Genomic DNA, 20,380 nt, shown 5'->3' on the forward strand with positions numbered 1-20,380 from the left:
CAGGGACCGGGCATGGCAGACGATCAGAAACTTCTCCAGTACCTCAAGCGCGTCACCGCCGACCTCGCCGAGACACGGCAGCGGCTGGCAGAGGCGGAGGGCCGGGAGCGCGAGCCGCTCGCCGTCGTCGGCACGGCCTGCCGCTACCCGGGCGGCGCCGACAACCCCGAAGGACTGTGGGAACTCGTCCGCGAGGGCCGGGACGCCATCGGCGACCTGCCCGCCGCGCGCGGCTGGGGCGTGCCCGGCGGACCCGACGCGCTGCCCGCCCTCAAGGGCGGCTTCATCGACGACGCGGACCGCTTCGACGCCGCACTGTTCGGGATCAGCCCCCGCGAGGCGCTCACCATGGACCCCCAGCAGCGCGTGCTGCTGGAGACCGTGTGGCAGGCGCTGGAGCGGGCGGGCATCCCGCCGCTCTCCCTGCGCGCCACCCGGACCGGGGTGTTCGTCGGCGCCGGGTCCTCCGGCTACGGCGGGGGAGCGCGGCCGCCCGAGGGCTCCGAGGGCCACCTGATGACCGGCATGGCGGGCAGCGTCCTGTCCGGCCGGATCTCCTACACCTTCGGGTTCGAGGGCCCGGCCTTCACCGTCGACACCGCGTGCTCGTCGTCCCTCGTCGCCGTGCACCAGGCCGCCCGCGCCCTGCACAGCGGTGAGTGCGACCTCGCCGTCACCGCCGGTGTCGCGGTCCTCGCCGACCTCGGCATGTTCGGCGAGTTCGGCCGCCACGGCGGCCTCTCCCCCGACGGCCGCTGCAAGTCGTTCGGCGCGGGAGCCGACGGCACCGGCTGGTCCGAGGGAGCGGGCGTGGTCCTGCTGGAGCGGCTCTCCGACGCGCGGGCCAACGGCCACCACGTCCACGCCGTCCTGTGCGGGTCCGCCGTCAACTCCGACGGCTCCACCAACGGGCTGACCGCTCCCAACGGCCGCGCTCAGCGCGCCGTGATCCGCGCCGCGCTCGCCGACGCCCGGCTGCTGCCCTCCGAGGTGGACGCCGTCGAGGCGCACGGCACCGGCACCCGGCTCGGAGACCCGATCGAGGCGGAGGCGCTGCTCGGCATGTACGGCCAGGGCCGGGAGGAACCGCTCTGGCTCGGCTCGGTGAAGTCGAACATCGGCCACGCGCAGGCCGCCGCGGGCATGGCAGGGCTGATCAAGATGATCGAGGCGCTGCGCCACGGCGTGCTGCCCCGCACCCTGCACGCCGCGGAACCGTCACCGCACATCGACTGGTCGACGGGCGCCGTACGCCTGCTGGACGAGGAACGACCGTGGGCCCCGGCCGGGCGGCCGCGGCGCGCCGGCATCTCGTCGTTCGGGCTGAGCGGCACCAACGCCCACGTCATTCTCGGCGAGGCACCCGCCCCCGACCCCGGCGCCGCCGTGCCCGCCGCTTCCCCCGTTGCCGCCCCCACCGTGGTGCCCTGCCCGGTCTCCGGCCGCACGGCCGAGGCGCTCGCCGAGCAGGCGCGGCGGCTCGGCGCCGAACTCGACGCGCAGCCGGACCTGGATCTGCTGGACATCGGCCGTACGCTCGCCACCACCCGCTCGCCGCTGGAGCACCGCGCCGTCGTGCTGGCCGGCGACCGCGCGGACCTCGCCGCCGGCCTCTCCGCACTGGCCGCGGGCCGCACCCTGGCCGGCCTCGTCCGCGGCGAGGCCACCGGGGACGCCCGCCTGGTGCTCCTCTTCACCGGCCAGGGCTCCCAGCGCACCGGGATGGGACGCGAACTCCACTCCGCCTTCCCGGTGTTCGCCGACGCCTTCGACGCGGTCTGTGCCCGCCTGGACTCCGCGACGGGCCCCGGCCTGCGAGAACTCGTCTTCGGCGACGGCGATTCCGAGGACGGTGGCGCGCTCGACCGCACGGTCCACGCCCAGGCCGGGCTCTTCGCGCTCGAGGTGGCGTTGTTCCGGCTGCTCGAGTCCTGGGGGACGGCCCCCGACCACCTCGTCGGCCACTCTGTCGGAGAACTGGCCGCCGCCCACGTCGCCGGAGTCCTCTCCCTCGACGACGCCTGCACGCTCGTCGCGGCCCGCGGCCGGCTCATGCAGGCACTGCCCGACGGCGGCGCGATGCTGGCCGTGCAGACCTCCGAGGACGCGCTGGAGCTGCCCGACGGGGTGGACCTCGCCGCCGTGAACGGGCCCGCGTCGGTGACGGTCTCGGGCGACGCGGACGCGATCGCCGCACTGGAGGAGCGGCTGCGTTCGCAGGGCGTCCGGGTCAAGCGGCTCACCGTCTCCCACGCGTTCCACTCCCACCTGATGGAGCCGATGCTCGACGACTTCGCGGCCGTCGCCCGGTCGCTGACGTACCACCCGCCGACGTTGCCCGTCGTCTCCACCCTGACCGGCGGCCCGGTGAACGCGGACACCCTGTGCGACCCGCGCTACTGGGTCCGTCAGGTCCGCGAGACCGTACGATTCGCCGACGCGGTGTCCTGGACCCACGACCACGGCGCCGGCGTCTTCCTGGAGCTGGGCCCCGGCGGCACCCTCGCCGCCGCCGCCCGCGACAGCCTGCCGGCACCGGGTGTCTCGGGCGGCCCGACGGTGACCGCCACGCTCCGCCCCGGACGCCCCGAACCGGAGACCCTGCTCAGCGCCCTCGCCGCCGCCCACACGGCGGGCGCGGCCGTCGACTGGCAGGCCGTCTTCGACTGCTGGGGCGGGCGGCGGATCCCGCTGCCCACCTACGCCTTCCACCGCGACCGCTACTGGGTGGAGCCCGGCACCGCCGCCCCCGCCGACCCGGTCGCCACCACCGCCGACCCGGCCGCGGATCGGTTCTGGAACGCCGTCGAGCAGGCCGACGCCGGCCTGCTCGCCGAGACGGTGGGCCTGCCCGATGCGGCCGCCGTCGAACCGCTGCTCCCCGCCCTCACCCGCTGGCGGAACGACCACCGCAACCGCGTCCGCGCCGACTCGCTGCGCTACCGGGTGACCTGGCGGCCGCTCACCGGCCTCACTCCGGTGACGGCCGGCGGCCACTGGCTGACCGTGCTGCCCGCCGAGCGCCGCCCCGACCCCTTGACGGCCGCTGTACCGGCCGCGCTGCGCGACGCCGGCGCCCTGGTCACCGAACTGCCCGTCGGCCTCCTCACGCAGACCGACCGGGGAGAACTCGCCGAGCTCCTGAAGGAGTCCGCCGCCGCCGACGGCCCGTACACCGGCGTGGTGTCGCTGCTCGGCCTGGAAGACACCCCGTCCGCCACCCACCCCGCGCTGTCCGCGGGCCTGGCCGGGACCGTCCTGCTCACCCAGGCCGCCGGCGACGCCGGGATCGAGGCGCCGCTGTGGGCGCTGACCCGCGGCGCCGTCGCCATCGGCTCCGCCGAGCAGGTCGGCAGCCCGCGCCAGGCCGCGCTGTGGGGCTTCGGACGGGTCGCGGCCCTCGAACACCCCGGCCGCTGGGGCGGACTGATCGACCTGCCCGACGCCCTCGACGAGACGTCGGCCGCCCTGCTGGTGGCCCTCCTCACCGGCACGACGGGCGAGGACCAGACCGCTCTGCGCCCCTCGGGCGCCTTCGCCCGGCGCGTCGCGCCCGCCCTGGCCGCCGACCCGGACGGCACCGGCCCCTGGCGCCCGGACGGCACCGTTCTCATCACCGGCGGCACCGGCGCGCTCGGTGTCCGCACGGCACGGCTCCTCGCCGAACGGGGCGCCAGCCACGTGGTGCTGGCCGGACGTCGCGGCCCGGAAGCACCGGGCATGGCCGACCTCGCCGCCGAACTCGCGCCCGCCACCCGGGTCACCGCCGTCGCCTGCGACGTCACCGACCGTACGGCGATGGCGGCCCTCCTCGCCGAGCACGACGTGCGCGCGGTCGTGCACGCCGCCGGCGTGACCGGCACCGAGGCGCTGGAGAGCACCGGCCTCGACACGTTCGCCGACGTCCTCGACGCCAAGGTGCGCGGTGCCGAGGTGCTCGACGAACTCCTCTCCGACGCCTCGCACGTCGAACGCTTCGTGCTCTTCTCCTCCGTAGCCGGCGTGTGGGGCAGCGGCGGGCAGAGCGCGTACGCCGCCGCCAACGCCCACCTCGACGCCCTGGCCGAGCGCCGCCGCGCCGCCGGGCTGCCCGCCACCTCGGTCGCCTGGGGCCCCTGGGACGAGGCCGGCATGGCCGCGAGCGACGACGTCCGCGCGCACCTCGCCCGGCGCGGCCTTCCGCCCATGGAACCCGCGGTGGCCACCACCGCGCTGGCCACCGCCCTCGACCACGACGAGACCGCCCTGGTCGTCGCCGACGTCGACTGGCAGCGCTTCTCCTCCGCCTTCCAGGTCTCCCGGCCCACCCGCCTCTTCGGCGAGATCCCGGAGGCCGCCAAGACGGTGGCCGTCACCGCCGCCGACCCCGCGGCGCTCCGCGCCGACTGGGCCCGGACACTGGCCGAGTTGCCCGCGCGGGACCGCTCCACCCCCCTGATCGAGATGGTCCGTGAGGAGACCGCCGCTGTGCTCGGGCACCCGTCCGTGGACCCGGTCGGCGTCCGTACGGCCTTCCGCGACCTGGGCGTGGACTCGCTGACCGCCGTCGAACTGCGCGACCGGCTGGCCGCCCGCACCGGCCTGGCCCTCCCCGCGGGCCTGGTCTTCGACCACTCCCGGCCCGGCACGCTCGGCGAGCACCTCGCCGCCCGGCTGGGCGAGGACGCGCCGACGCCGTCGGCCCCGCTGGTACGGGCCCCGGTGGCCGACGACGACCCCGTCGCCGTGGTCGGCATCGGCTGCCGCTTCCCCGGCGGCGTACGGACCCCGGAGGACTTCTGGCAGCTGATCGCCCGGGGCGAGGACGCCGTCACCCCCTTCCCCACCGACCGCGGCTGGGACCTCGGGGCGCTCCTCGACACGGCGGGTGACGCCCCGGTGGCCGGCTTCGGCGGCTTCATCGACGACGTGGCGGGCTTCGACGCCGGCATGTTCGGCATCTCGCCCCGCGAGGCGCTGGCCATGGACCCGCAGCAGCGGCTGCTCCTGGAGACCGCGTGGGAGGCCGCCGAACGGGCCGGGGTCGCCCCCGGTTCCCTGCACGGCAGCGACACCGGCGTCTTCGTCGGCAGCAACGGCCAGGACTACGGCTACCTGCTGCTCGGCTCCGGTGAGAACGTCGAGGGACACCTGACCGCGGGCGTCACCGGCGCGGTCCTCTCCGGCCGACTCTCGTACACCCTCGGCCTGGAAGGCCCCGCGGTGACCGTCGACACGGCCTGCTCCTCCGGCCTCGTCGCCGTCCACCTGGCCCTGCGCGCCCTGCGCGACGGCGAATGCTCCCTGGCTCTGGCCGGCGGCGTGTCGGTGATGACCACTCCCGGCCCGTTCACGGAGTTCAGCACCCTCGGGGGCCTCGCCCCCGAAGGCCGCTGCAAGTCGTTCGCCGACGGCGCCGACGGCACCGGATGGGGCGAGGGCGCCGCCATGCTGCTGCTGGAACGCCTCTCCGACGCCCGTCGCAACGGCCACCCGGTCCTCGCCGTGCTGCGCGGCAGCGCCATCAACCAGGACGGCGCCTCCAACGGGCTGTCCGCGCCCAGCGGCCCCGCCCAGCAGCGGGTGATCCGAGCCGCGCTCGCCTCCGCCGGCCTCGCCCCCGCCGAGGTGGACGCCGTCGAGGCGCACGGCACCGGCACCGCGCTCGGCGACCCGATCGAGGCGGAGGCACTGCTCGCAGCCTACGGACAGGACCGCGCCGAGCCGCTGTGGACCGGCAGCGTGAAGTCCAACATCGGCCACACCCAGGCCGCCGCCGGCATCGCCGGCATCATCAAGATGGCCCTGGCGATGCGCCACGGACTGCTGCCCCGCACCCTGCACGTGGACAGGCCGACCACCAAGGTGGACTGGTCCGCCGGGGACGTCGCGCTCCTCACCGAGGCCCGCCCCTGGCCGGACACCGGCAGGCCGCGGCGCGCGGGCGTCTCCTCCTTCGGCGTCAGCGGCACCAACGCACACGTCGTCCTGGAGGCCCCCGCCGCCGAGGACATCGCCCCCGACACCGGAGCCGACACCGCCCCCGGCCCCGACGTCGCGCCCGGCACCGGCACCGTACTCCCGCTCGTGCTCTCCGCCCGTACCCCCAAGGCCCTGCGCGCCCAGGCAGCCGCCCTGCACACCCACCTGGCCGGCCGGCCGGAGAGCGGCGCACCGCGGGCGACCGAGGACGACGGGGCCGCAGTCGCCGACACCGCGTTCACCCTGGCCACCGCCCGCACCGCCATGGACCACCGCGCCGTGGTCGTCGGCACCGACCGGCACCAACTCCTCGACGCCCTCGACGCCATGGCCGCCGACCGGCCGCACCCGGCCGCCGTCACCGGCCGCGACACCACCCCGAAGGTGGCGTTCGTCTTCCCGGGCCAGGGCACCCAGTGGGAGGGAATGGCGGCCGAACTGCTCGACGAGTCACCGGCGTTCGCGGCACGGTTCGAGGAGTGCGCGCACGCCCTCGCCCCGCACGTCGACTTCGTGCCCGCCGACGTGCTCCGCCGCCGGCCCGGTGCCCCCGGCCTGGAGCGCGTGGACGTCGTCCAGCCGCTGCTGTGGGCCGTGATGGTGTCGCTCGCCGAGGTGTGGCGGACGCACGGCGTCACCCCCTCCGCGGTCATCGGCCACAGCCAGGGCGAGATCGCCGCCGCCGTCGTCGCCGGCGCGCTGTCCCTGGCCGACGGCGCCGCCGTGGTGGCCCTGCGGGCCAAGGCGCTCACCCAGGTCGCAGGACAGGGCCGGATGCTGGCGGTGGCGCTGCCCGCCGACCGCGCCGAGGATCGTCTGGCCCCCTATGCCGGCCGGATCTCCCTCGCCCTGGTCAACGGCCCCCGCTCGGCCGTGGTCTCCGGCGAGCCGGTCGCCCTGGCGGAGCTGGAGGCCCAGCTCGCCGCCGACGGCGTACGGTGTCAGTGGCTGCCCTTCGACTACGCCGCGCACTCCGCGCAGATGGAGGCCGTCCGCACCGGCGTCACCGGCGCGCTGACCGCCGTGGCCAACACCCCGCGCACCTCCGAGGTGCCCTTCTACTCGTCGCTCACCGGCGACCGCTTCGACACCGCGGGCGCCGACGCCGAGTACTGGTTCACCGGTCTCCGTGAGACCGCCCGCTTCGACCGGGCCGCCACCGCCGCGCTCCGCGACGGCCACACCCTCCTGATCGAGGTCGGCCCGCACCCCGTGCTCACCGCCGCGATCCAGGAGACCGCCGCCGAGGCGGGCCGTACCGTGGCCGCCCTGGGCACCCTGCACCGCGGCCGGGGCGGCCGCGAACGGCTGCTGACGAGCCTGGCCGAGGCCCACGTCCTGGGCGCCCCGGTCGACTGGCGCACGGCACTGGAGCCCTGGCCCGGCGCCCGCCTCACCGACCTGCCCACCTACCCCTTCCAGCGCACCCGTTACTGGCCCAAGGCACGCGGCGCCGACCCGGCCACCGCGCCGGCGGCCACCGCCTCACCGGCCGAGTCCCGCTTCTGGGCGGCCGTCGACGACGGGGACACCGAGGCCGTGGCCACCACCGCGGGCCTGGACGCGGCAGACCTCGCACCCCTGCTGCCCGCCCTCTCGGCCTGGCACCGCGACACCCGCGCACAGGAGACCGTCGCCGCCTGGCGGTACCACGTCACCTGGAACGCCCTGGAGGAGCAGCCCGCGCCCTCCTGCTCCGGGCGCTGGCTGGTGGTGGCCCCCGACTCCGCCGCCACCACTGCCGACGCCTGCCGCGCCGCCCTCACCGAACGCCAAGGCGAGACCGACGTACTCCTCGTCGATCCCGCCGACACCGACGCGACCGAACTCGCGGACCTGCTCCGCGACCACGTCGCCCCCGGCGAACGGCTGCGGGGCGTGGTCTCCCTGCTCGCCCTGGACGAGACACCCTGCACCGGCCACCCGGTGCTCACCGCCGGACTGGCCGCGACCCTCCACCTGCTGCACGCCGCCCTCGACACCGAGCCCGGCCCGCTGTGGACGCTCACCGCGGGCGCCGTCGGCACCGGCGACGACGAGGCGCCCGTCAGCCCCGACCAGGCCGCCGCCTGGGGCCTCGGCAGGGTCGCCGCCCTCGAACACCCCGGCCACTGGGGCGGTCTGATCGACCTGCCCGCCCACGGCCTGGACGGCGACCCGCGCCTGGCCGCCCGGCTCGCGGCCGCCCTGACCCGCACGGACGGCGAGGACCAGATGGCCCTCCGCGCCCGCGGCACCTACGGACGGCGGCTGCGGCACGCCGAGACCACCCCCGTACCGCCCGGCACCGGATGGCGGCCCACGGGCACCGCCCTGATCACCGGTGGCACCGGAGCCATCGGCGGCCACGTCGCCCGCTGGCTGGCCACCGAGGGAGCCGAACACGTCGTGCTGCTCAGCCGGCGCGGACCCGACGCCCCCGGCGCGCTCGACCTCACCGCCGAACTCACCGCGCTGGGCGCCCGCGTCACCGTCCGCGCCTGCGACCTCCAGGACCGCGCCGAGGTCGCCCGCACCCTCGCGGAGCTGGCCGACGACGGTGTCACCGTCCGGACCGTCATGCACACCGCAGGCCTGGGGGAGCTCGCCCCCCTCGCCGACACCGGCGTCGCGGACCTAGCCCGCCTGATGGGCGGCAAGGCGGCCGGCGCCCGGTACCTCGACGAACTGCTCGACCCGACGGAACTCGACGCCGTCGTCCACTTCTCGTCCGTCTCCGCGGTCTGGGGCGTCGGAAGCCACGGCGCGTACGCCGCGGCCAACGCCTACCTCGACACGCTCGCCGAACTCCGCAGCCACGAGGGCGCTCCCGTCCGCTCCGTCGCCTGGGGGCCGTGGGACGGCGGTGGCATGGTCGAGGCCGGCGCCGCCGAGCTGATGCAGCGCCGCGGCATCCCCCTGCTGCGGCCCGGCCCCGCCATGGTCGCGCTGCGCCAGGCACTGGACGCACGCGAACCGGCGGTGGCCGCGGCCGAGGTGGACTGGGCGAGCTTCGTGCCCTCCTTCACCGCGCTGCGCCCCAGCCCGCTCCTGACCGACCTGCCCGAGGTGCGCGCGCTGACGTCCGGCCGGCCGGACGAGGACGCCACGGACGGTACGGCCGGTGCCGAGGAAGGGCTGCGTGCCCGGCTGGCCACGCTGTCCGCGGTGGAACGCGGGCGCGCCGTGGTGGAGCTGGTACGGACGCACGCCGCCGTCGCACTCGGCCATACCGGAGCCGAGGAGATCGAGCCCGAACGCACCTTCCGCGACCTCGGCATCGACTCGCTCACCGCCGTCGCCCTGCGCGACCGGCTGACCGCCGCTACCGGACTGGCCCTGCCCGCCACGCTCGTCTTCGACCAGCCGACGCCCGTCGCGCTGGCGGAGCACCTGGGCGGCCTGCTGCTGCCGGAAGAACCGGAGGACGCCGCCGAGGCCCTGCCGTCGGCGGACGAACTCGACCGGCTGGAAGCGGCGCTCGCCCGCCGCGCCGACGACGACCTCGACCGGGTCCGGATCGTGATGCGACTGGAGTCGCTGCTGTCCCGGACCCGCAACGGGCCCGCTGCCGCCGCGTCCGCCGATGTCACGGCCGACGGCGACGGATCCGCCGACGCGGCACTGGCCGACCGGCTCGGCAATGCCACGAACGACGAACTGTTCGCCCTGGTGGAGAGGGACCTGGGACTCAAGTGAACGCCGCCGCCCCGAGGGCCCTCAGGAGAACACGATGACCGACGAAGCCGCCACGAGCCCCACCGAGCGCAAACTCCGCGACTACCTGGGCCGGGTGATCGCCGAACTGCACGACACCCGCAGGCAGTTGCGCGAGGTCGGCACCCGGGACCCGGAGCCCATGGCCGTCGTGGCGATGGCCTGCACCCTCCCCGGCGGCGTGCGCTCGCCCGACGACCTGTGGCGGCTGCTCGCCGCGGGCGGGGACGGCGTCACGCCCTTCCCCGACGACCGGGGCTGGGACGACACGCCACTGGCGGCGGCCGACGGCGTCGCCGACGCCACGGCCTCCCAGGGCGGCTTCCTCCACGAAGCGAGCATGTTCGACCCCGCGTTCTTCGGCATCAACCCGCGCGAGGCGCTGGCCATGGACCCGCAGCAGCGGCTGATCCTGGAGGCGGCCTGGGAGACGATGGAGCGGGCGGGCATCCACCCCGGCACGCTGCGCGGCAGCCGCACCGGCGTCTTCGTCGGCACGAACGGGCAGGGTTACGGCAACGGCATGCAGGCGGGCCTGGCCGGCACCGAGGGCTACCAGCTCACCGGCGCCGCCACGTCCGTACTCTCCGGCCGCATCGCCTACACGATGGGCCTGGAGGGTCCCGCGGTCAGCGTGGACACCGCGTGCTCCTCGTCGCTGAGCGCCCTGCACCTGGCCATGCAGGCGATCCGCAACGGCGACTGCTCCCTCGCCTTCGTCGGTGGCGTCACCGTCATGCCGCACCCGGTCGGCTTCCACGAGTTCAGCCGCCAGAGCGGCCTGGCCTCCGACGGCCGCTGCAAGGCGTTCTCCGCCGACGCCGACGGCATGGGCATGGCCGAGGGCGTCGCGATGATCCTCGTGGAGAAGCTCGCCGACGCGCGGGCCGCCGGTCACCCGGTGCTCGCCGTGGTCCGTGGCTCCGCCGTCAACCAGGACGGCGCCTCCAACGGTCTCACCGCCCCCAGCGGTCCCGCCCAGGAGCGCGTCATCCGCGCCGCCCTCGCCAACGCGCGCCTGACCCCCGACCAGATAGACGTGGTCGAGGCGCACGGCACCGGCACCGCGCTGGGCGACCCGATCGAGGCACAGGCGCTGCTGGCGACGTACGGCCGCGACCGCGCGCAGCCGCTCTGGCTCGGCTCGCTGAAGTCCAACATCGGGCACACCCAGTCCGCCGCCGGAGTCGCCAGCGTCATCAAGATGGTGCTGGCGCTGGGGCACGGCATGCTGCCCCGTACGCTCCACGCCGACGTGCCCACCCCGCACGTGGACTGGTCCTCCGGCAACATCGAACTCCTCACCGCACAGCGCCCCTGGGAGCCGGGCGAGCGCCCGCGCCGGGCGGCCGTCTCGTCCTTCGGCATCAGCGGCACCAACGCCCACGTGATCCTGGAGGAGGCGCCCCCCGCCGCGACGGCGCCGGCCACCGTGCGCCGCACCGGCCCCGGCGTGGTGCCCGTGCCGGTCTCCGGGCGCACCGCGCAGGCCCTGTCCGCGCAAGCGGCGCAGCTGCGCGGCTTCCTGGACGAAGCGCGGGAGAACTCCGCCGCCCCCGTCGAACTCGTCGATCTCGCCTACTCTCTCGGCGCGACCCGTCAGTCCCACGAGCACCGCGGTGTCGTCCTCGCCTCGAACCCGGAGGACATCCAGGCCGGCCTGCGCTCCGTCGAGGAGGGCACGGCCGGTCCCGGTGTCCTCACCGGAGCCGTGCGGCCGGGGCTGACCGCCTTTCTGTTCTCGGGTCAGGGTGCGCAGTACGTCGGCATGGCGCGCGAGCTGTACGAGGCGTTCCCGGTGTTCGCCGACGCTTTCGACGCGGTGTGTGCGCGGGTGGACCTCGAACTGCCTTTGCGCGAGGTGGTGTTCGGGGAGGATGCGGAGCTGTTGGACCGGACGGTCTACACGCAGCCTGCGCTGTTCGCGGTCGAGGTGGCGCTCTTCCGGCTGGTGGAGTCCTGGGGTGTGACCCCGGACGTGCTGGTGGGTCATTCGATCGGCGAGCTGGCCGCCGCGCACTGCGCCGGAGTGCTGTCCCTGGACGACGCGTGTGCTCTCGTCTCGGCGCGTGGTCGTTTGATGGACGCGCTGCCGTCGGGCGGTGCGATGCTGGCCGTGGAGACGGCCGAGGACGGGCTGGAGCTGCCCGAGGGCGTGGACCTGGCGGCCGTGAACGGGCCCATGTCGGTGACGGTTTCCGGTGACGCCGACGCGATCGGCGCGCTGGAGGAGCGGCTCCGGGCAGAGAACGTACGCGTCAAGCGGCTCACCGTCTCCCACGCGTTCCACTCGCATCTGATGGAGCCGATGCTCGACGAGTTCGCGACCGTCGCGGAATCGTTGACGTACCACGCCCCGACGGTCCCGGTCGTCGCCACGGCGCCCGGAGACCTGGCGACCCCGGATTACTGGGTCGGCCAGATCCGTGAGCCCGTCCGCTTCGCGGACGCGGTCGCCCCTCTCACCGACGTGCGGGTCTTCCTCGAACTCGGGCCGGACGGGGTGCTGTCCGCGCTCGTTCCGTACCTGCACGACAGCACGCCCGCCGTCCCCCTGCTGCGTCGTGACCGGGACGACACCGAGTCCGTGCTCACCGCCCTGGCCCACGTGCACACCGCCGGCGCCACGCCCGACTGGGCCGCCGTGTACGCACCCTGGACCCCCCGGCGCATCGACCTGCCCACATACGCCTTCCAGCGGCAGCGCTACTGGCCGGCCCTCGGCGGTGCGGCCGCGCTCGGAGCCGTGGGGCTGCGCGGCACGCATCACCCGCTGCTCGGTGCGGTGGTCACGGTGGCCGGCGGCGGCGGTCTGGTGTTCACCGGGCGGCTCTCCCGGGCCACCCACCCCTGGCTCGCCGACCATCGGGTCGCCGACACGGTCCTCGTCCCGGGCACCGCGCTCCTCGAGCTGGCCCTGCACGCGGGCGAGCAGGTGGGGTGCCCCGTCGTGGACGAACTCACCCTCGACACGCCGCTGGTGCTGCCCGAGCGGGGCGGCGTCCGCATCCACGCCGAGGTGGGAGCGCCGCTCGCGGACGGCTCCCGGGAGATCGCGCTCTACTCCCACGCCGACGACCTGACCGCAGCCGTGGAACCGGCCGGCGACTGGGTACGGCACGCGAGCGGCATCCTCTCGGCCGCCCCTTCTGCCACCGCCGGCACCCCGCTCGCCCCGTGGCCGCCGCAGGACGCGGCGCCGGTGGACCTGGGCGACTTCTATGCCACCGCCGCGGACGCGGGCCTCCAGTACGGGCCGTTCTTCCAGGGCCTGCAGGCCGCGTGGCGCGGCGCCGACGGAGCGGTGTACGCCGAAGTGGCGCTGCCCTCGGTCGGCGGCGCGGGCGCCCCTGAGCCCGGCGGCTTCGGCCTGCACCCGGCACTCTTCGACGCCGCCCTGCACGGAGCGGCACTGTACGACCCGGCGCAGAGCGCTCCGGCGCAGGGTGAGCCTTCCGTACGGCTGCCGTTCAGCTGGTCCGGCGTCACCCTGTACGCGACCGGCGCGACCGCTCTGCGCGTACGCCTTGCCCCGGCGGGCACCGACGCCGTCTCCCTCGACCTCGCCGACCCGGAGGGCCGACCGGTCGCCTCCGTCGCGTCCCTGGTCCTGCGACCCGCCGGGACCACGGGCGCCGCCGCCGTGATACCCGACACGCTCTTCCGCGTCCAGTGGACCGCGCTGCCCACGACGGACGGCCGGGAGGGCGCCCGCCCCTGGACGGTCGTCGCCGGACCGGCCGAACTCGCCGACCTGGCGGCCCTGCCGGAGGTCCCCGCGCTGGTGGCCGTCCACGCCGGTCCGGTGTCCGACGCCGACGAGCCCGCCCGGGTCCGCGCCGCCGCGCACCGCGCCCTGGACTGCGTACGGACCTGGCTCGCCGACGGGCGTTTCACCGACTCCACGCTCGTCCTGCTCACCCGGGGCGCCATGCCCGTCGGCCCGGCCCCGGTAGATCCGGCCGTGGCCGCCGTGTGGGGCCTGATCCGCAGCGCGCAGACCGAACACCCCGGCCGCTTCGTCCTGCTCGACCTGGACCCCGCGGACGGCGACGTACCCGGTACGGGACCGGCCGACACCGACGAGCCGCAGCTCGCGCTGCGGGACGGCCGGTGGCACGCCCCGCGCCTCGCCCGCGTCGCCGCCTCCGCGCCGGGCGCCGACTCCAAGGAGCCGGTGGCCCACGGAACCGTACTCGTCACCGGCGGCACCGGTGTCCTGGGTGCCCGGGTGGCCCGGCACCTCGCCGCCGAGTACGGCGTCCGCGAGCTGCTGCTGGTGAGCCGGCGCGGCCCCGCAGCCCCCGGGACCGACGAACTGATCGCCGAACTGGCCGAACTGGGCGCCCACGCACGGGCCGTCGCCTGCGACGTGGCCGACCGCGAAGCGCTGGCCGCGATGCTCGCCACCGTGCCCGAGGACCGCCCGCTGACCGGAGTGGTGCACGCCGCCGGGATCGTGGACGACGGCGTGGTCACCGGCCTCACCCCGGAGCGGATCGACGCGGTGCTGGACGCCAAAGCGGCCTCCGCGCTGCACTTGGACGCGCTGGTCGGAGACGTTCCGCTCTTCGTGCTGTTCTCCTCCGCCTCGGCGACGTTCGGCTCGGCCGGCCAGGCCGGGTACGCGGCGGCCAACGCGGTGCTCGACGCCCTCGCCCAGCGCAGGCCGGGCGCCGTCTCCGTCGGCTGGGGACTGTGGGAGGAGACCTCCGGCATCTCCGCCGGGCTGGACGAGACGGGCCGGGCCCGGATCAACCGCGCGGGCGGGCCACTCACCACGGCCGAGGCGCTGACGATCCTGGACGCCGCCCACACGGGTGACACCCCGCACCTGGTCGCCCTCCACCTGAACCTCCCCGAACTCCGGAAGGCCCTGGACGGCGACCCCGCCGGCCAGGCGCCCCCGCTGCTGCGCGGCCTGGTCACCCGCTCCACCCGGCCCGCGGCGGCGACGCGTGCCGTACCCGGCGCCGCCTCCCCGCTGGGCGAGCGTCTCGCCGCGCTCGGCGAGCTCGAGCGCACCGAGTTCCTCGCCGAACTGGTGCGGTCGGAAGCCGCCGGAGTGCTGGGGTACGCCGCCACCGACCCGGTGCAGGACCACAGCACGTTCAAGGACCTGGGCTTCGACTCGCTGACCGCCGTCGAACTGCGCAACCGCCTCGGCGCCGTGACCGGCCTGCGGCTGCCCGCGACCCTGGTCTTCGACCACCCCTCCCCGCAGGCGCTGACGGCGCACCTGCTGTCCCGCCTGATCGGCGAGGAGGGCAAGGCCCCCACGTCGGCCGGCCGCGCCCCCCGAACGGCCGCCGGCAACGACGAACCCATCGCGATCGTCGCGATGAGCTGCCGTTACCCCGGCGGGGTGAACAGCCCCGAGGACCTGTGGCGGCTGGTGACCGAGGGCTCCGACGCGATCGGCCCGTTCCCGGACAACCGCGGCTGGGACATCGGGAACCTCTACGACCCCACCCCCGACGCGTCGGGCAAGTCGTACGTCCTCGAAGGCGGCTTCGTCCGCGACGCCGACCGCTTCGACCCCGCGCTCTTCAACATCTCGCCGCGCGAGGCGCTCGCGATGGACCCGCAGCAGCGCCTGCTCCTCGAGGCCTCCTGGGAGGTCTTCGAACGGGCGGGCATCGACCCGACCTCGCAACGCGGCAGCCGCACCGGCGTCTTCGCCGGACTCATGTACCACGACTACGGCTCGACCATGACCGTGCTGCCCGAGGGCGTCGAGGGCTACCTCGGCACCGGTACCTCCGGCAGCGTGCTGGCCGGCCGTGTCTCCTACACCTTCGGGCTCGAGGGCCCGGCCATGACGGTGGACACCGCGTGCTCGTCCTCTCTGGTCACGCTCCACCTGGCCTGCCAGGCGCTGCGCGCGGGCGAGTGCGACATGGCACTGGCGGGCGGCGTCACCGTGCTCTCCACCCCCGCCGTCTTCATCGACTTCAGCACGCAGGGCGCACTCTCCTCCAACGGCCGCTGCAAGACGTTCTCGGCGGACGCCGACGGCACGGGCTGGGGCGAGGGTGTGGGTGTGCTGCTGGTGGAGCGGCTGTCGGATGCTCTGGAGCGTGGCCATGAGGTGCTGGCCGTGGTGCGGGGTTCGGCGGTGAACCAGGACGGTGCGTCGAACGGCCTGACCGCGCCGAACGGCCCCTCCCAGGAGCGGGTGATCCGTGCCGCGTTGGATGCCGCGCGGCTCACTGCGGCCGATGTGGATGTGGTGGAGGCGCACGGCACCGGTACGACGCTGGGTGACCCGATCGAGGCGCAGGCGCTGCTCGCGACGTACGGGCAGGACCGCGTGGAGCCCCTGTATCTGGGGTCGTTGAAGTCGAACATCGGTCATACGCAGGCGGCTGCGGGTGTCGGTGGTGTGATCAAGATGGTGGAGGCGATGCGTCATGGAGTGTTGCCGGCCACCCTGCACGTGGCCGAGCCGACGCCGCATGTCGACTGGGAGGCGGGGGCTGTCGAGCTGTTGACGGAGGCGCGTCAGTGGCCGGAGACGGACCGGCCGCGCCGCGCGGGTGTGTCGTCGTTCGGTGTGAGCGGTACGAACGCGCACGTGATCCTGGAGGCCCCGCCCGAGCCCGACGCCGACGAGGTGCCTGCCGCCCCCGCGGTGGAGACCGAGCCCCTGTCGGCCCCCGCGCCCTGGCTGCTCGCCGGCAAGAGCGCGGGAGCGCTCCAGACGGCCGCGGCACGGCTCGCCGGGCTGACGTCCGAGGCGGATCCCTCCGACGTCGCCTGGCGGCTGGTCACCGGTCGTGCGGTGCTGGAGCATCGGGCGGTGGTGTTGGGGGAGGACCGTGCCGGGGCTCTGCGGGCGTTGGCGCGGGATGTGTCGCATGCGGGTGTGGTGCGGGGTGTCGCGCGTTCCGGTGGTGCTCCGGTGTTGGTGTTTCCGGGGCAGGGGTCGCAGTGGTTGGGGATGGGTCGGGAGCTGGCGGGCTGGTCGTCGGTGTTCCGGGAGGGTCTTGAGGAGTGTGCGGTGGCGTTGGAGCCGCATGTGGACTGGTCGTTGTGGGAGGTGTTGGAGAGCGGGGACGAGGTGTTGTGGGGTCGGGTGGATGTGGTCCAGCCGGTTCTGTGGGCGTTGATGGTGTCGCTGGCGCGGTTGTGGCGTTCGTGTGGTGTGGTGCCGTCGGCGGTGGTGGGGCATTCGCAGGGTGAGATCGCGGCTGCGGTGGTGGCTGGTGGTCTGTCGGTGGTGGACGGTGCTCGTGTGGTGGCGTTGCGTTCGCGTGCGCTGCGGGTGTTGGCGGGCCGGGGTGGGATGGTGTCGCTGGCGGCCGGTCCGGAGGTGGCCGGGGAGCTGGTGGCGGGTTTTGGGGGCCGGGTCTCGGTGGCCGCGGTCAACGGTCCGGGTTCGACGGTGGTGTCGGGTGAACCGGATGCGCTCGATGCTTTGATGGTTTTGTGTGAGGGGCGTGGGGTTCGGGCGCGTCGGGTGCCGGTGGACTACGCGTCGCATTCGGTGCAGGTGGAGGAGTTGCGGGAGCGGATCCTCGCCGATCTGGCTCCGGTGAAGCCGGTGTCCTCCACCGTTCCGTTGTATTCGTCGGTGACCGGTGGGCGTATCGATACGGCGGTGATGGATGCGGGCTATTGGTATGAGAGCTTGCGGTCGTTGGTGCGGTTCGACGAGGCGACGGCCGCGTTGCTGGCTGATGGCCGGTCGGTGTTCCTGGAGTCCAGTCCGCATCCCGTGCTGACTCCTGGTATCGAGCAGTCGTTGGAGGCGTCCGGTCATCCGGGTGTCACGCTGGCCACTCTCCACCGCGACCGTGGTGATGCGACGCGCTGGCTGACCGCGCTCGCCGAAGCCCACGTGGCCGGTGTCCCCGTCGACTGGACCACCGTCCTGGAGGACCGTACGGGCCGTGCGGTCGACCTGCCCACCTACGCCTTCCAGCGGGAACGTTTCTGGCCCGAGAAGCGGCCGCTGCCCACCGACGTCTCCGCCGTGGGCCTCGGCCGCGCCGATCACCCGATGCTCGGCGCGTCGGTGCCCATGGCCGGCAGCGACGGCGTCCTGCTCACGGGGCGGATCGCCGCCGGCACCCACCCGTGGATCGCCGACCACGTCCTGCTCGGCACGGTCCTGCTGCCCGGCACCGCCCTCGTCGAACTCGCCCTGCGAGCCGGGGAGTCGGCGGGCTTCCCGCACCTGGACGAACTGACCCTGGAGGTACCGCTCACCCTGCCCGGGGACGGGGCGGTCGTCGTCCAGGTCGCCGTCGGTGACGGCACCTCCGCCGACGACGGCCGTGCCGTCACCGTCTACTCCCGCGCGGAGGGCGACGAGGGCGTCTGGACCCGGCACGCCACCGGCACCCTGCGGGCCACTCCCGCAGGGTCCGCCCCGGAGCCGGTCCCGTGGCCGCCCCGGGACGCCGAACCAGTCGACCCGGCAGGGTTCTACGCGGCCGTGGCCGAAGGCGGCTACGGATACGGGCCGGCCTTCCAAGGCCTGCGCGCCGTCTGGCGGCGGGCCGACGAGGTCTTCGCCGAGATCGTGCTTCCCCAGGAAGCCCGCACCGACAGCGCCGGCTTCGGCCTGCACCCCGCGCTGTTCGACGCGGCCCTGCACGCCGCCGGGGCCGGCCGCCTGTTCCCCGACACCGGCCAGGTGCGGGTGCCGTTCGCATGGCAGGGCGTCACCGTGCACGCCGCGGGCGCCACCGAACTGCGGGTCCGGATCAGCCGTTCCGCCGCGCGGGACGCCCTTCGCCTGGAGGCCACGGACACCTCGGGCGCACCCGTCGTCCAGGTGGAGACGCTGGAGTTCCGTCCGGTCTCCGCCGCGCAGCTGGCCTCCGCGCAGGGACCGCGCGACGCGCTGTTCGCGGTCGAATGGACGCCTGCCGCGGCTGGTCCGATCCCCGTCTCGTGGGCGGTGGTCGGCGCCGACGCCCTGGGCGCCGCCGACCAGTTGGCGGAAGAGACCTACGCCGTCGAGTGGCACGCCGACACGGCCGCACTGACCGAGTCCGTCGACGCGGGCATGACCGTGCCCGAGATCGTCCTGCTCTCCGGGCCGGCCGGAACCGCCGGAACGCCCGAGAACGTGCACGACCGGGTCACCGGGGTGCTCGCCGCCGCGCAGGCCCTCCTCGCGGACCAGCGTTTCGACGGCTCGCGCATCGTCCTGCTCACCTCGGGAGCCGTCGCCGTCCACCCCGGTGAGGACATCACCGACCTGCCCGGCGCGGCCGCCAGGGGACTGCTGCGCACGGCGCACTCCGAGCACCCCGGCCGCTTCGCGACGCTCGACTCCGACGGCAGCCTCGGCGGACTGACCGAAGCGCTCCTCCCCGGCGAGCCGGAGACCGCCCTCCGCAAGGGCACCCCGCACGTGCCGCGCCTCGTGCGCGCCGGGTCCGCCGACGCGCCCGCGTCGCCCGCACTGCCGTCCGGGACCGTGCTGATCACCGGCGGGACCGGCGGTCTCGGCGCCCTGGTGGCCCGGCACCTCGCGGCCACGCACGGCGTCACCGAACTGCTCCTGCTCAGCCGTTCCGGCCCGCAGGCGCCCGGGGCCGCCGCCCTCACCGACGACCTCGCCGCGCTCGGAGCCCGGGCGGAGATCGTGGCCTGCGACACCGCCGACCGGGACCGGCTCGCGCAGGTGCTCGCCGGCCGCCGGATCGGGACCGTCGTGCACGCGGCGGGCGTCCTCGACGACGGTGTCCTCACCTCGATGACGCCCGAGCGCCTCGCGACGGTGCTGCGCCCCAAGGCGGACGCGGCGCTCCACCTGGCCGAACTGGTCGAGGCCGAGACGTTCGTGTTCTTCTCCTCCGCCTCCGGCACCTTCGGCGCCGCCGGCCAGGCCAACTACGCCGCCGCCAACGCGGTGCTGGACGCCCTCGCCGCCCGCCTCCGCGCACAGGGCCGCACCGCCCTCTCCATCGGCTGGGGCATGTGGGCCACGGCCACCGGCATGACCGGTCACCTCTCGGACGACGTGCGCGGGCGCGCGACCGGAGACGGCACGGCCCTCTCCGACGCGGACGGCGTCGCCCTGCTCGACGCCGCCCTCACCTCCGGTCGGCCCCACCTCGTGGCGGCCCGCCTGGACCTGGCGACGCTACGGGCACGCGCGGGCAGCGTCCCGGTGCCGCCGCTGCTGTACAACCTCGTCCCGCAGCCCGCGCGGCGAGCGGCCGAGGCGGGGGAGGACGCCGCGTCGTTCACCACCCGCCTGGCAGCCCTCGACCCCTCCGAGCGGCGGCAGGCCGTGCTCGACCTCGTACGCGGCCACGCCGCCACGGTGCTCGGGCACACCTCGGCCGAGGCCGTGGAGCCCGAACAGGGCTTCACCGACCTGGGGTTCAGCTCCCTCACCGCGGTCGAGATCCGTAACCGGCTCAACACCGCCACCGGGCTGCGACTGCCCACCACGCTGATCTTCGACCACCCGAACGCCGCGCGTCTCGCGGACCACCTGCTGGAGCACCTGGCCATCGACGACACCGGAGCCAGCCCCGCCGCGCTCCTGGCCGACATCGACCGGCTCGACAGTGCCCTCTCCGGCATCGGCCCGGAGGACGAGACCCGGGCGCGCGTGGTCGCGCGGCTGCATGCGCTGCTCGCCCGGTACGACGCCGGGGACGACACGGGTGCGGTCGGCACCGCCGCGGACTTCGACGCGGCAGGAGACGAGGAACTCTTCGCCTTCATCGACAACGAAAGAGGAGTCTGAGGC

At 75.2% G+C, this 20,380-nt stretch carries 2 protein-coding genes; both read left to right on the forward strand.

Annotated features, from left to right (window positions below; translation table 11 throughout):
- Positions 1-12 precede the first annotated feature (12 nt).
- The gene (locus tag K1J60_RS45040) at positions 13-9,639 is read left to right on the forward strand and encodes a type I polyketide synthase (RefSeq protein ID WP_220652065.1); all 9,627 of its coding nucleotides are present in this window, start codon (positions 13-15) and stop codon (positions 9,637-9,639) included.
- Positions 9,640-9,673: 34 nt separating this feature from the next.
- Positions 9,674-20,377, forward strand: coding sequence for a type I polyketide synthase (locus tag K1J60_RS45045; protein WP_220652066.1), 10,704 nt, complete (start codon positions 9,674-9,676; stop codon positions 20,375-20,377).
- Positions 20,378-20,380 lie beyond the last annotated feature (3 nt).

The organism is Streptomyces akebiae (assembly GCF_019599145.1).
Classification (GTDB): domain Bacteria; phylum Actinomycetota; class Actinomycetes; order Streptomycetales; family Streptomycetaceae; genus Streptomyces; species Streptomyces akebiae.

Coding starts and splice junctions, on each gene's coding strand:
- K1J60_RS45040 (WP_220652065.1), top strand. CDS start 13: ATGGCAGACGATCAGAAACTTCTCCAGTACCTCAAGCGCGTCACCGCC.
- K1J60_RS45045 (WP_220652066.1), top strand. CDS start 9,674: ATGACCGACGAAGCCGCCACGAGCCCCACCGAGCGCAAACTCCGCGAC.